The sequence below is a fragment of the Myxococcus guangdongensis genome, assembly GCF_024198255.1.
GTDB lineage: Bacteria > Myxococcota > Myxococcia > Myxococcales > Myxococcaceae > Myxococcus > Myxococcus guangdongensis.
The window spans coordinates 861,264-874,704 of sequence record NZ_JAJVKW010000003.1 but is presented as its reverse complement, the minus strand read 5'-3'; the positions used below and the strand labels follow the sequence as shown (position 1 = coordinate 874,704).

The 13,441-nt window shown below is 70.4% G+C and carries 15 protein-coding genes; 6 read left to right on the top strand and 9 right to left on the bottom strand.

Annotation, left to right across the window (positions count from 1 at the left end):
* Nucleotides 1–11: 11 nt before the first annotated feature.
* The 3 genes from LXT21_RS12965 to LXT21_RS12955 form a co-directional block, all read right to left on the bottom strand.
* Complete coding sequence (locus LXT21_RS12965) at nt 12–467, bottom strand: PIN domain-containing protein (protein WP_254038427.1); 456 nt, start codon at nt 465–467, stop codon at nt 12–14.
* A complete protein-coding gene (locus LXT21_RS12960; RefSeq protein ID WP_254038426.1) occupies nt 464–766 on the bottom strand; it encodes a hypothetical protein in 303 nt (100 codons plus the stop codon). The genes LXT21_RS12965 and LXT21_RS12960 overlap by 4 nt, the downstream gene beginning before the upstream one ends.
* Nucleotides 767–1,032: 266 nt before the next feature.
* Nucleotides 1,033–3,063, bottom strand: coding sequence for a hypothetical protein (locus LXT21_RS12955; RefSeq protein WP_254038425.1), 2,031 nt, complete (start codon nt 3,061–3,063; stop codon nt 1,033–1,035).
* A gap of 550 nt (nt 3,064–3,613) precedes the next feature.
* On the opposite strand from LXT21_RS12955, the gene LXT21_RS12950 reads away from it, so the two are divergent.
* Complete coding sequence (locus tag LXT21_RS12950) at nt 3,614–4,150, top strand: FHA domain-containing protein (RefSeq protein WP_254038424.1); 537 nt, start codon at nt 3,614–3,616, stop codon at nt 4,148–4,150.
* A 168-nt stretch (nt 4,151–4,318) separates the two neighbouring features.
* Nucleotides 4,319–5,605, top strand: coding sequence for a metallophosphoesterase (locus LXT21_RS12945; RefSeq protein ID WP_407666982.1), 1,287 nt, complete (start codon nt 4,319–4,321; stop codon nt 5,603–5,605).
* A 6-nt stretch (nt 5,606–5,611) separates the two neighbouring features.
* Here LXT21_RS12945 and LXT21_RS12940 read toward each other — a convergent pair whose 3' ends face one another.
* Genes LXT21_RS12940 through LXT21_RS12930 form a run of 3 tightly spaced genes read right to left on the bottom strand, consistent with a single transcriptional unit; the run spans nt 5,612 to nt 8,246 of the window.
* The gene (locus LXT21_RS12940) at nt 5,612–6,232 is read right to left on the bottom strand and encodes a class II aldolase/adducin family protein (RefSeq protein WP_254038545.1); all 621 of its coding nucleotides are present in this window, start codon (nt 6,230–6,232) and stop codon (nt 5,612–5,614) included.
* Between the two features lie 26 nt (nt 6,233–6,258).
* Nucleotides 6,259–7,365, bottom strand: coding sequence for an S-methyl-5-thioribose-1-phosphate isomerase (gene mtnA / locus LXT21_RS12935; RefSeq protein ID WP_254038422.1), 1,107 nt, complete (start codon nt 7,363–7,365; stop codon nt 6,259–6,261).
* Nucleotides 7,362–8,246 (bottom strand): S-methyl-5'-thioadenosine phosphorylase, encoded by an 885-nt coding sequence (locus tag LXT21_RS12930; RefSeq protein WP_254038421.1) that lies wholly within the window; start codon nt 8,244–8,246, stop codon nt 7,362–7,364. Before LXT21_RS12930 ends, mtnA begins: the two co-directional genes overlap by 4 nt.
* A 96-nt stretch (nt 8,247–8,342) precedes the next feature.
* Between LXT21_RS12930 and LXT21_RS12925 the strand changes: the two genes are divergently transcribed.
* From LXT21_RS12925 to LXT21_RS12910, 4 genes are all read left to right on the top strand, one after another.
* Entirely contained in the window at nt 8,343–8,714 is a 372-nt protein-coding gene (locus tag LXT21_RS12925; RefSeq protein WP_254038420.1) for an ArsR/SmtB family transcription factor, read from the top strand.
* Nucleotides 8,711–9,184, top strand: coding sequence for an SRPBCC family protein (locus LXT21_RS12920; protein WP_254038419.1), 474 nt, complete (start codon nt 8,711–8,713; stop codon nt 9,182–9,184). The genes LXT21_RS12925 and LXT21_RS12920 overlap by 4 nt, the downstream gene beginning before the upstream one ends.
* Nucleotides 9,177–9,710 (top strand): SRPBCC family protein, encoded by a 534-nt coding sequence (locus tag LXT21_RS12915; protein WP_254038418.1) that lies wholly within the window; start codon nt 9,177–9,179, stop codon nt 9,708–9,710. The genes LXT21_RS12920 and LXT21_RS12915 overlap by 8 nt, the downstream gene beginning before the upstream one ends.
* A 101-nt stretch (nt 9,711–9,811) precedes the next feature.
* A complete protein-coding gene (locus LXT21_RS12910) occupies nt 9,812–10,252 on the top strand; it encodes a CBS domain-containing protein (RefSeq protein ID WP_254038417.1) in 441 nt (146 codons plus the stop codon).
* Nucleotides 10,253–10,273: 21 nt separating this feature from the next.
* Here LXT21_RS12910 and LXT21_RS12905 read toward each other — a convergent pair whose 3' ends face one another.
* The 3 genes from LXT21_RS12905 to LXT21_RS12895 all read right to left on the bottom strand — a co-directional run bounded on the left by LXT21_RS12905 (nt 10,274) and on the right by LXT21_RS12895 (nt 13,353).
* On the bottom strand, nt 10,274–11,065 hold the full coding sequence (locus LXT21_RS12905) for an alpha/beta hydrolase (protein WP_254038416.1): 792 nt from the start codon (nt 11,063–11,065) through the stop codon (nt 10,274–10,276).
* A 51-nt stretch (nt 11,066–11,116) separates the two neighbouring features.
* A complete protein-coding gene (locus LXT21_RS12900) occupies nt 11,117–12,355 on the bottom strand; it encodes a DUF1501 domain-containing protein (protein ID WP_254038415.1) in 1,239 nt (412 codons plus the stop codon).
* 293 nt (nt 12,356–12,648) lie between these two features.
* A complete protein-coding gene (locus LXT21_RS12895) occupies nt 12,649–13,353 on the bottom strand; it encodes a type 1 glutamine amidotransferase domain-containing protein (protein WP_254038414.1) in 705 nt (234 codons plus the stop codon).
* Between the last annotated feature and the right edge of the window lie 88 nt (nt 13,354–13,441).

The following is a 13,441-nucleotide window of genomic DNA, read 5'->3' as shown; positions in this document are numbered from 1 at the left end:
GCCCCGGGCCGTCAGCCCTCCTGGTCGATGAGCTGGATCTTCCGCTGCCGGCACACGTCCTCGAAGTCTCCCCGGTTGAAGGTGACGAGGGCGTGGAGCCGGTTGCTCCGACTGAGCAGCATCAACCGCACCACCCGGTCCACCAGACTCAGGGCGCGGTAACCACCCTCCTTCGTCAGCTCCGCGAAGCACTCCGCAAGCGCCTGCTCTCGCATCTTCCGGTCGAACAACATCGACAGCCGGTTGCGCTGCCGCAGGCGCTTCAAGTCTCGCTCCAGCAGTCCCATCGACGCGCTCCTGCGAGCCATGCGCGTCGACACCGTCTCGTAGAGGATGGGCCAGGGCACCACCAGTTCGTGGGCCGATGAGTCGAACAGCTTCTCGAACAGCGCCTTGGCGACGCCGTGGAGACCATCCCTCGGGTCATAGAGCGCGAGCAGGAAGCAGGCATCGACACAGACCTTCATGCGTCGTCCTGCTCCTCACCGGCGAGTTCGACGTAGCCGACCCACGGCGCGGGACGCCGGTTGCCGAAGAGCCACTTGCCGCTCCACTTCCCCTCCTTGTCGGAGCCAATCAGATAGGCCCGCCCCTTCTTCCCCACGATGGGCTTGAGCGCCCGCTTGAGCTGCGCGGGCGTCAGCGCCGTGGTGAAGGTCGCCACGCCGTCACCACACTCGCGCGCGTCCAGCTTCGCCAACCACCGGTAGAGGTCGTCGTCGTTGCCGCGGAGCCCCAAGTCGAACGAAAGCCAGTACCGTGTCATGAGCCCTCCCTGTCGAGCCCGAGCACCATCACCTCGACGGACTTCGGCCTGAGCAGGCTCCAGGTCCATCTCGGGTGTCTCACCCTCCAGGTAATGGTGTCTACTCCCTACCTTTCTTCGCGGCCCCATCACGATAGGGGCCGTACTGCTCGGCGATTCACTCAGACGATGCATGCAGTCTCACTGGTTGGACGGTCCGCGCCCCTTCACGAGCGCGGACCGTCACCGCGGCAAGCCACACGCCTCGCGGTGGCGACTCCCTCGCGTCAGTTCGCGCCGAGGCAGACGCCGCCGCAGGTGGCCTCCACCTTGCCGTCGGGCCTCAGGAACAGGTCCACCTGCTCACGGCCCTTCGCGTTGCGACGCACACCCTCGTGCACCGGGTTGTCGTCCGCCGGCAGGTTCGCCACCGTGCCCGGCAACGGCGAGGGCAACCCGAAGTCGAACTGCACCAGCGCCGCGCCGTCGAGGACACCCTCCACCGCCGGCAGCTCCGGCACCCGCCACGTCGCCGGCAGCTGCTGCGTCAGCCCCATCGCTCGCGCATGCAGCTCCGTCGCCACGTTGGGCACCTGCGCATCCCCCAGGCCGTACTGCACCAACACCTTGCGCGACGCGGGGCCGCCCGCATACGGCGTCTTCAACACATGCGGCGCATACGTCAGCGGGTCGATGCGGTCGAACCCCGTCTGCGTCATCGCCGCGAACTTCTGCTGGTCCAACGCGTCCGGCACCGCCGCCGCAATCGCTTGCAGGAACGGCGCGAAGGGCTTCGCCCGGAACATCATCAGCGAGAAGTCCGCCCCACCCACGCTGAACACCGCGCGCTCGAGGTGCGGCGAGAGCGCCACGTACGTCCCGCCCAGGATGTGCCCCTGGCTGATGCCGTAGAAGTACGTCTGCGCCGGCTCATACACGAGCACCCCGTTGTCGCTCAGCTCGGCCACGTCCCTGAGCGTCGTGCGCGCCGCGTACGTCACCGCCATCTGGTTCACCATCCCCTGATGCACCCGGTCCGAGAAGCGCATCGTCTGCCCCGGCTGCTGCGCCATCGCCCCCACCACGCCCGGCGCGTCCGCCTGCGACATGCCCCACCAGTCCACCGTCACCACCACCATCCGCGTCGCCTGCACGAACGGCCGCACGAATGAGCCATCCGCTTCCCCCTGCCCACCGAAGAAGCCGTGCCCGTACTGGAGCAGCCGCACCGGCGCCACGCCCTGCCCCCAGACACTCCGGGGAATCTGCAGCGTGAAGGGCACCTCCGCCTCACCGTTGCGCCGCACCCTCCCTTGCGCATCCCGCGCCAGGAGCGCCCCAGGCTGCGCCGTCTCCATGAACAACGGCACCCGCAGCGTCCCCTTGATGCGACGCGCGATGTTCGCGTCCACGTCGTTCGTCACCTCCGTCACCGTCACCACCGGCGGCGTGGCCTCCATCGCATCCATCGCCAACCGGCGCACATCCAACATGTCCCGCGTGACGTTCTCCTCCGTCTCCGTCGTGAAGTCCCACGCGAGCTGCAGCTCCGCGCGCGACACTCCCGCCGACTCCAACGCCGGGAAGATGTCCGCCTCGTAGCGCTGCGCCAGCGGCGCCAGCAGCGCGTCCCCCGCCGTCTGGCCATCCCGGATGCGACGGAAGCCCTCGGGCACCGACACCGGCGTGCCGTCCTTCGCCTTCAGTCCGCGCAGCGCCACGATGTAACGCGTCCCGCCCTTCAGCCGCACCGCCGGCCGCACCAGCAGCGCCCGCCGCGCATCCGCCGTCGCCCGAGGATCCAACTCCGCGAAGTGCGGCACGCCCGTGCCCGCCTCCGCCTCCAGCAACACCGTGGTCCCCGACGTCGCCGCCGTGGGCCGCGTCACCGAGGGCAGCCCCGTGTCATCCACTCCACCCGGGAACAGCACCAGCATCTGCGTGCCGTGCGAATAACCATCCGCCGGATGCAGGTCCGTGAAGTCGAACGGCGTGCCATCCCGCGTCTTGAGCTTCGCGGCCGCGCTCAGCGTCACCCGATGCCCCGACGGCAGCGCCGCGTCCTCCTTCAGGAAGTAGTCCGAGGGATACGGCAACAGACAGTCATGCTCGGACGCCAGCGGATTGCACCCCTCCGGCACCTGCAGCGGCGGCAGCTCCGAGCCCGAGTCCGGCGTCCCCGAGTCCGGTGTCCCTGAATCGGGCTGCTCCCCGGCGTCCGGCGTCGGCAGGTCATCGTCCGAGTCCGAGCACCCGCTCAATGCCAACAACGACGCCGCCAACACCCAGGCGCCGTGCTTCCTCATTCGCTCCCACATGGCTTGGACGCTCCTCGCGCGAACACAAATGTCTGTGTCACAGGAGTGTCACCGGACACGCCACGAGCGCAAAGCCTTGTCTCACGACACACCGCGCCACGCACCGACCTGGCATGCCCAGGGTATGAGCCCGAGCCGCCACGTGTCGGAATGCACACATCCCTCGAACGCCACGGCGTCAGCCCTCCTCCTCGGCTGACGCAGACTTCCACGGATGTATCAGATTCCGCAGCTGCCCTTCACCGGCCTGCCCACGGCCATCACGAAGGGCCGTGCCTTCATGCGCGTCTCCTGGTGATGGAACCGAGCTCCGTGCGCGGAGAGGCCCTGTCTGGCGTTCCCTGAAAATGTCTCCAACCTCGCTTCGAGTCTGGGATTGCAGCCACTCGCAATCACTGCGCATGGATTGCGCCGTGCGCGTGCCTCCAGGAAGTCTTCCGCAGAACCCGCCCCAGGTGCTCGCGTGGGAGCGTTCGCTGGTGGACGGCGTCCACCTCGCGCGTGCGGGTGCGCGCCGGGGCACGCGGCTTCGAGGTAGGTTGCGGCCACGATGCCGTCCGTGAAGCAACTGCGCCCGTTCGCCCTCGCAACCCTGGAAGCCTTCCTCGACGCCTCCGGGCCCGTGGTCCTCGTCCAACAGCCGCCCGAGCCCGTCTTCCAACAGGTGGCGATGCGGCTGGGCGAGGCGCGCACCGTGGGCATGGCCCACCGCACCCGGCTGGTGGACCGGCTCTTCGTCATGCTGCGCGGCTTCGACGCGCTGGAGGTCCACTTCCTGCGTCCCGCCATGGACGGGCACGAGCTCACCGTGGGGCGCATCGAAGGCTGCACGCTCGTCGTCCCGGACCCGTCCGTGTCCAAGCACCACGCCACGCTCAAGTGGCACGCCTCGGCGGGGGACTGCTCGGTCCGGGACGTGGGCTCGATGAACGGGACCTGGGTCAACACCGCCGCGCTGACGCCCGAGCAGGACGTGCTGCTCACGGATGGCGACGCGCTGGGTTTCGGCGATGCCCAGTTCCTCTACCTGCGCACCGAGACGCTGCACGCGCACCTGCGCATGGCGAGCCCCGGCGCTCGGGGCTGAACCCACACGCCCTGGGGAATGTCCCGGACCGCGCGGGCGTAAGGAGGACGCCCTGGCGTCCGGGTGGGCTTCGGTGACAGGGGCGTCACCTACATTCAGCCACTTCGTGCGGCGGGGCATGCGACCCGGCGCTATGACTGCTGTTCTCGTGCGCTTGGGAGCGTGTTGATGGTCAGGCCGTTGCTTCTCCTCCTGGTCTACGTGGTCGCCTGGACCGTCCTGAAGTCGTTCTGGCCCGCCATGGCGCGAGGATGGCGCCGGTGGGTGCTGCTCGGCGGCTCGGCGTTGTCGCTGGCCGTCTGGCTGGTGCCCGCCATCGCCGGCCGCAACGCCGAGGTCCCCGCCCTGCTGCGCATCGTCGCCACGGGCTGGTCCATCTCCGCCATCATCATCTTCCTCGTCGGCGGCCCCCTGGCCCTGCTGCGCCGGTGGCTGGACCGCCGCGCCCAGGCGAAGACCTCCCCTGACGTCATGACGACCCAGGGTCAGGTCCCCCAGGCCCCTCCCCCCGTGTCCGTCCCGGAGTCCGCCCCCAGCGGAACGCCGGCCCCCCACTCCACGCAGGCCAGCGCCCTGGAGTCGCTGACGTCCGCGCGGATGAGCCGGCGCAACCTGCTGACGAACGCGGGGCGCGCGGTGCCGCTGCTCGCGGTGGGGACCAGCACGGCGGGCCTCGCCAGCGGCTCCATGGGCTTCAAGGTGGAGTCGGTGGAGGTGCGCCTGCCTGGACTGCCCGCGGCGCTGGACGGCTTCCGCATCGGGCAGATCACCGACGTGCACGTGGGCACGTTCATCGACACCCAGTACCTGCGCGACACCGTGGCCGCGATGAACGAGGCCAAGGTGGACCTCCAGGTGATGACGGGGGACCTCATCGACGACCTGGACCAGCTCGACGCCACCATGGCCGCGCTGGAGGAGTGCCGCGCGCCGCACGGCATGCTGGCGGTGCTCGGCAACCACGAACACTGGCGCGGGCTGGATGAGGTCGTGGAGGCCTACGCGAAGTCCCAGTCGCGCGGCGGTCCGGTGCGCCTGCTCGTGGACGAGTCGCACACCTTCGAGCACGGCGGTCAGCGCGTGCGCGTGGTGGGCGTGGACTACCCCATGTCCGGCCGGAGCCACCGCGTGAAGGCCGCGCGCATGAAGCAGTCCGCCGAGCAGGCCTTCCAGGGTGTCTCACCCGACGAGGTGGTGCTGTGCCTCACGCACCACCCGGACTTCTTCGACCACGCCGCCGAGCGTGGGGCGCGGCTGACGCTGGCGGGCCATACCCATGGAGGACAGGTGGCGTTCTTCGGCATGCCCGCCTTCTTCTTCGCCTTCCAGTACATGCTCGGCCGCTATCGCCGGGGCGACCACCAGCTCTACGTGTCCGGCGGCACCGGACACTGGCTGCCCTTCCGCCTGGGCGTTCCGCCCGAGGTGACGGTGCTCACGCTCCGCTCGGCGTGAGCGCGCTCAGCGCCGCGCGGACTGCTGGCCGTAGGTCTTGAACTTCTCCAGCACCCGCGCCATCTCCGCGTCGTCGAGCAGCACGGGCTCGCCCACCTGGAGCGCGCGCCAGTACATGGCCGCGAGCGTCTCCACCTCCACCGCGAGCTTGAAGGCCGAGGGCAAGTCCCGCCCCAGCGCGAGCATGCCGTGGTTCGCCATCAGGCACGCCTTGCGCCCCTCCAGCGCATCCAGGACGTTTCGCGCCAGCTCCGAGGTGCCGAAGGTGGCGTACGGCGCGCACCGCACGTCCACGCCGCCCGCCGCGCAGACCATGTAGTGGAAGGCGGGGATGCCTCGACGCAGACACGCCAGCGTGGTGCTGAACATGGAGTGCGCGTGCAGCACCGCGCCCACCTCCGGACGGGCCTCCAGGATGTCACGGTGGAGCTGCCACTCGGAGGACGGGCGGCGGGGGCCCTCGTGGCCTCCGTCCATGCGCATGAGGACCATGTCCTCGGGCACCAGCGCGTCGTAGTCCATGCCGGTCGGCGTCAGCAGGAAGCCTCCGTCCACGCGCACGCTCAGGTTGCCGCTCGTGCCCTGATTGAGCCCCGCCGCGTTCATCTTCCGGCAGGTGGCGATCATCGCCTCGCGCACCGCGCGCTCGTCCTTCACGGCCCCACCCCCGCGCGCTCCGGGAAGAGCGAGCGCAAGCCGGCCTCACTCGCGGGACACACGCCCCGCTCGGTGATGAGCGCCGTCACGAGCCGCGCGGGCGTCACGTCGAAGGCATAGTTGGCGGAGGGACTGCCCTCCGGCGTCACCCTCACCGTGGCCACCTCACCCGAGGCGAGCCGACCGGTGACATCGCTCAACTCCGCGCCGTCGCGCTGCTCGATGGGAATCTCCCGCACGCCGTCGCGCAGGCGCCAGTCGATGGTGGGCGAGGGCAGCGCCACATAGAAGGGCACGCCGTTGTCCTTCGCCGCGAGCGCCTTGAGGTAGGTGCCAATCTTGTTCGCCACGTCGCCATGGGCCGTGGTGCGGTCCGTGCCCACGATGCACAGGTCCACCTGCCCGTGCTGCATGAGGTGCCCGCCCACGTTGTCGGCGATGACCGTGTGCGGGACGCCGTGCTGCCCCAGCTCCCACGCCGTCAGCTGCGAGCCCTGGTTGCGAGGGCGCGTCTCGTCCACCCAGACATGCACCGGCAGCCCCGCGTCGTGCGCCAGGTAGATGGGCGAGAGCGCGGTGCCGAAGTCCACCGTCGCGAGCCACCCCGCGTTGCAGTGGGTGAGCACCTCCAACCTGCCCTTCCTCCCCTTCTTCTCCCACGCGGCCTCCAGCAACCTCAGGCCGTGCTCCCCCAGCGCGCGGTTGATGGCCACGTCCTCGTCGCATAGCTCCGCCGCGCGCCGCTTCGCCGCCTCCACGCGCTCGGCGGGCGGCAGCGGCGTCAACACGCGGCGCATCTCCTCCAGCGCCCAGTGCAGGTTGACGGCCGTGGGCCGCGTCTCACCCAGCACCGCGAGGGCCCGTGTCAGCGCCGCATCGGAGGCGTCCGCGCGCAAAGCCAGCCAGACACCATGGGCGGCCGTCGCGCCGATGAGCGGCGCCCCTCGCACCCGCATCGCGCGGATGGCGTGCGCGGCCTCGTCCAGCGTCTCCAATCGCGCGGTGACGAAAGCATGGGGCAGTCGCGTCTGGTCGATGATGCCCACCGCGCGAGCATCGGGCTCCAGCCAGACAGCGCGGGTGGGCTTGCCGTGGACCTTCATCGCCCGAGCACCCGTCCAGCCACCGAGGACAGCTTCTCCACCATCGCCGCGTCGCGGGCCTCGGGCGCGGTGATGAGCGCGTGCTCCAACGCGCGCTGACACCCCTGCCGACAGGGCCCCTCGTGTCCACCGAGCAGCGGCACCACCTGCTTCACCAGCGAGCGCGCCTTGCCCGCGTTGCCCACCAGCACGGAGACGACCTGGTCCACGGTGACGGCGTCGTGCTCGGGGTGCCAGCAGTCGAAGTCCGTCACCATGGCCACCGTCGCGTAACAGAGCTCCGCCTCCCGGGCGAGCTTGGCCTCCGGCATGTTCGTCATGCCGATGACGTCACAGCCCCACGTCCGGTACAGCTGGCTCTCCGCGAGCGAGGAGAACTGCGGCCCCTCCATCGCCAGGTACGTACCGCCCCGGCGCGCGGCCACGCCCAGCGCGTCACACGCCGCCACCACCGCGCCGCCCAGGCGCGAGCACGTGGGCTTCGCCATGGACACGTGCGCCACCAGCCCCGTGCCGAAGAAGCTCTTCTCCCGCGCGAAGGTGCGGTCCACGAACTGGTCCACCACCACGAAGGTGCCCGGCGGCAGGTCCTCGCGCAGGCTGCCCACCGCGGACAGCGACAACAGGTCCGTCACCCCACTGCGCTTGAGCGCGTCGATGTTCGCCCGGAAGTCGATGTCGCTCGGGGCGATGCGGTGCCCTCGACCATGGCGGGGAAGGAACACCACCTGCGTGCCCTCGAGCGTGCCGAAGCACAGCTCGTCGGAGGGCTCGCCGAAGGGCGACGACACCTTCCTCCACGTGACGTCCTTCAGGCCATCCATCTGGTACAGGCCACTGCCACCGATGATGCCGATGACGGGCGCGGGGGCTCGGGACATGGGTCTTCTCCGGAGTCGAGAGGCACCCCCAGCGTACCAGCCTCGCCGGGACTCACGTGGGTTGACAGTGTCACGAGCGGCTCTATATTCAACCTCATGGTTGAACAACACGCGAGCCAGCTCGACCACACGTTCCATGCGCTGTCCGACCCGACACGTCGGGCGATGCTGCGCAACCTGTCGGTGCACGAGCGCAGCGTGGGCGAGCTGGCGGCCCCCTTCCAGATGTCCCTGGCCGCGGCGTCCAAGCACATCAAGGTGCTGGAGCGTGCGGGGTTGGTGCACCGCGAGGTGAAGGGCCGCACGCACGTCTGCCGGCTCAACGCCCGGCCGCTGTCGGACGCGCAGGACTGGATTCGCTACTACGAGCGCTTCTGGAGCGAGCGACTCGACATGCTGGAGAGCCTGCTGCGCGGCGAGGCTCCCCCGCCCCCTTCCCCTCCCCACAAGAAAGGACGCACCCGGTGACTCCCTCGAAGACAGTCCAGGTCCAGCTCACCCGCTTCTTCGCCGCCAGCGCCGAGCGTGTCTTCGACGCGTGGTTGAGTCCCGAGACGCTGGGCCGGTGGATGTGGGGGCCAGGGGTGCGCGACGAGGAGGTGCTGCACCTGCGCCTCGAGGCACGCGTGGGCGGCGGCTTCTCCTTCCTGGTGCGCAGGAAGGGCCAGGACATCGACCACGTCGGGACCTATCTGGAGCTCGACCGTCCCCAGCGACTGGTCTTCACGTGGGCCATCCGCGAGGAGACGATGAACGCGGAGGACATCAGCCGCGTCACCCTGGACATCCAGCCGAGGGACTCGGGCTGTGAGCTGACGCTGACGCACGTCATGTCCGACAAGTGGGCGGAGTACGCGGACCGCACCCAGGCGGGCTGGGCCACCATGCTCACCACGCTGGCGCGCGAGGTCGCCGTGGAGGCTTCGCGCCATGGCTGAGCACGGCGTCGTCACCGAGCCCCAGACGGTGCGCCTCGAGCGCGTGCTGCCAGGCCCGCTGGAGCGCGTGTGGGCGTACCTCACGGACTCGGAGCTGCGTGGAAGGTGGCTCGCCGCTGGGGACATGGAGCTGCGCGAGGGCGGCCGTGTCGAGCTGCGCTTCCAACACGCCAACCTCTCCCACGAGCCGGTGCCCCAGCGCTATCAGGTGATGCGCGACGGCCATCGGCACACCGGCCGCGTCCTCCGCTGCGAGCCGCCGCACGTGCTGAGCTACACCTGGGCCGAGCAGACGGGCGCCCCCTCCGAGGTCATCTTCGAGCTGAGCGCTCGGGGCCCGGACGTGCTGCTCGTCGTCACGCACCGCCGCCTCGTCACGCGCGCCGACCGCGTCAGCGTCGCGAGCGGCTGGGACACCCACGTGGGCATCCTCGAGGACCAGCTGCGCGGACAGACGCCTCGCGGCTTCTGGTCCACCCACGCACGCCTGGAGGCCGAGTACGAGGAGCGCTTCCCCCGGGATTGAAGTCCTCGGGCGCGTGACGGGCCCTCGCTCCGCTGCCCGCCGCGGTTCACGACGTCGAGGCGCACCTTCCTGGAGAGATTCACTCTGCCTGGGAGGACGCCATGAAGGTCGAAGACGCCATGACCACCAACCCCGTCACCTGCCTGCCCGACACGGGCATCGAACAGGCGGCGCGATGGATGGTCGAGTGTGATTGCGGAGCCCTGCCCGTCATCGACGCCGACAACCGGCCGCTGGGCATCATCACGGACCGGGACATCACCTGCCGCATCATCGCCAAGGGGAAGGACCCCTACATGCTGGACGTGACGGCGGCGATGAGCGCGCCCGCGGCCACCGTGTACCGCGACACCCCGCTGGAGGACTGCCTGGCGCTGATGGAGCAGAACCAGGTGCGGCGCATGGTCGTGCTCGATGATGACAACACCGTCTGCGGCATGGTGGCGCAGGCGGACCTGGTGAAGTGTCTGGACGCGGAGGAGACCGCGGAGATGATGCGCGAGGTCTCCGTCGACACGGAGTCCGCGTCGCAGGTGCACTGACGACTGGGTGCCCTGGCGCCTTCAGTCGCCGCCGAGCGCGAACGCGGCCATGCGTTGCACGCGGTCCGGCCCCGCGCGCTCCAGCACGTCGTCGTGCCCCGCGTCCGGCACCGTCACCACCGTGGCGCGAGGGAAGCGGGTGCCCAGCTGGCGCCCCATCTCCACCGGGATGAGCGTGTCCTGCTCACCGTGGATGATGAGCACCGGCAGGTCGATGCCCCGCGCCTTCGACAGGGTGTCGAAGCGGTCCCTCACGAGCAGCGAGGTGGGGAGGAAGGGCAGCATCGTCGCCGCCATGTCGGGGATGGAGGTGTAGGGCGACACCAGCATGATGCGCGCGCCATGGCCCCGGCGCGCCATCTCCACCGCCACACCCGTGCCCAGGCTGCGGCCGCTGAGCACCGTGCGCTCCGGCGGGACACCTTGAGCGCGCAGCATCGCGAGCGCGGCCTCCGCCGCCGCGTAGATGCCCTGCTCGGAAGGGGCTCCTGGGGAGGCGCCGTAGCCCGGGTACTCGACGGCCAGGAAGCCCAGGCCGTTCGATTGGAGGAACAGGCCCAGGTCCTGCTGGTCGAGGAGCTGCTCCCCGTTGCCGTGGAAGTGCACCACCGTGGGCGCGCCCTCGGGCCCTGGCAGTTGGAGCAGGTCCACGTAGGCCTCTCCGCTCGAGGGCAGACGGCGGAAGCCGAGCGCCGCGGGGAGCGCGGTGGGGGCCTTGGGCGCGGGGAAGAGCAGGGAGCGCTGGAAGGCGAAGGCCGCGACGCACAGCGCGACGTAGAGGACCGCGAAGACGCAGAGGAGGAGGGTGAGCATGCGGCGGAGGCGGACCATGGACCCGCCCAGTCTGCCCCATTCCGGACCGCGCTACGCGAAGAGGCCCAGCGGTGCGCCGGGTGAGTACCCCGGGAATACCCGGGTCAGGTCCACGCCGGGGCGACAGGCACGCAGGGCCTCGGACAGCGGGGCTCGCACGTCGGTCCACGCGGGCACGTCCCTGCCATCCTGGAGCCGGTCCTTCGTCAGTGACTCGAAGCGCCCGTACACCCGGCCTCCGCGCACGCCTCCACCGAGCACGAGCATCGCGCTCCCGACGCCGTGGTCCGTGCCTCGACTGCCGTTCTCCCGCACGGTGCGGCCGAACTCCGTCAGGACCACCACCGTCACGTGTTCGAGCCGTGGGCCCAAATCACGCGCGAAGGCGGACAGCGCGCCGGACAGTTCGGCGCAGCGATTGGCGAAGGTGCCCGTGGCCGCGCCCTGCGCCGCGTGGGTGTCCCAGCCGCCCATCTCCGTGGCGGCGACCTCCAGGCCCACGTCGCCCTTGATGAGTCGGGCGATGTCCGCCAGTCGCTGGCCCAGGGGCGCGCGCGGGTACTCGACGCCGGCGGTGGGCGGCAGCCGGGCGAGGCGCTCTTCATCCAGGTGCGAGAGCGCCTCGAAGGCGCCCTGCCCCGTGGTGCGCAGCGCGTCGTCCACGGCGCCGGCGTAGAGCGCCTCGAAGCCGCGGGTGGCCTGTGCGCCTCGCGTGCCCACGCGCAGGCGGAACTCCTCCAGGCGCCCCATGGCCAGCGCGCCCGCGTCACCGAAGAGCGCGCGGGGCAGCGTGGACTGCAGCGCCACTGCGCGCAGCGGCGCGGCGGGAACCTGTGCGTCGGAGTCCAACGCGCGATTGAGCCAGCCATCCGGTGTCGACTTGCGACCCGGCGTTCCGGACTCCACGAAGTCCTGCGCGTCGAAGTGCGAGCGGACCGGGGTGGGGAGCCCCACGCCATGCAGCACCGCGAGCTGGCCTTCCTTCCACAGCGGGAGCAAGGGCTCCAGACGTGGGTGCAGGCCGAAGGGCGCGGACAAGGGCAATGCGGCGCCCTCCCCCGAGGACCTCAGCGCGAGCGAGGGACGCGCGCGGTGATAGGCCGCGTCCTCGATGGGTGGGATGAGGGAGAGCCCGTCCACACCGCCCCGGAGGAACACCGTCACCAGCGTGCGCCGTGAAGGAGGTGTGGCCGCCTGGACGCCGCGCAGCAGACCTGGCGTGAACAGCAGCCCCACTCCGGACAGTCCCAGTGCGTGCAGCAGGCGGCGTCGAGAGAGGGACTGAGGCATGCGGCCGCAACTCCAGGGTGTCGGCCCCGCGAGGCGGCGAGGTCCGCCCATTCAACACCCGTTCGGCCCGGAGGTTACGAGCCCGCAGGCGCGCACCTCTGACTCCATGACGGCACACCGTCCCTTCCCTCCCCGGCCCCCCCGTCCGGGCGTCGTTCGCTCCGCTCACGCGGTGCCGCTCCCACGCGCAGCCCCCGGTCCGCATCGAGCGAAGAGGCGCTGGTGCGCACGGGCCTCCCAGGCTTCGCGGTGCATCGCCGCGTCGTACCTCCGAGCGAGCCCCCTGGCCTCAATCAGGGCTGCTTCTTCTCGCGCAGTTGGTGGAGCACCTCGCGCGCGGTGGCGGCGGACGACGCCGGGTTCTGCCCGGTGACGAGCCGGCCGTCGCTCACGACGAAGCTCTCCCACAACGGACCTGACTCGTAGCGGGCCCCCAGCTCCTTCAACCGCGTCTCCAGCGCGAACGGGACGATGGCGTCGAACTTCGCCGCCTTCTCCTCCGCGTTGCTGAAGCCCGCCACGCGCTTGCCCTTCACCAGCGGCTGCCCGTCCGGCCCCTTCACGCCCACCAGCGCCGCGGGCCCGTGGCAGACCGCCGCCACCACCGCTCCGCGCGCGTACCCCGCGGACAACAGCTTGTGCGTGGGCGCGTGCTTCGACAGGTCCCACATCACGCCGTGCCCACCCACCACGAAGTACGCGTCGTACTTGTCCTGCACCTTCGCGAGCTTGAGCGTGTTCGCCAGCTTCTTCTTCGCCTGCGCATCGGACAGGAACGCCCGCGTGGACTCCGTTTGCTCCTTCTCGCTGCGAGGGTCCACCGGCGCGGCCCCGCCCTCCGGAGACGCGATGTCCACCTGCGCCCCCGCGTCGACGAACGCCTCGTAGGGCGCGGCGAGCTCCTCCAGCCAGAAGCCCGTCTTCTCTCCCGTGTCTCCGAACTGCGAGTGGCTGGTGACAATCAGCAGGACCTTCACGGCGGTCAGCATCTCTTCCATGACACGGCTCCCTCGTGGGCCCACGAGGAGGGGCCCCACGCCAGAAGGGATACGCCCCCGGGTCCGCCCAGAAAACCGAGGGCTTCTT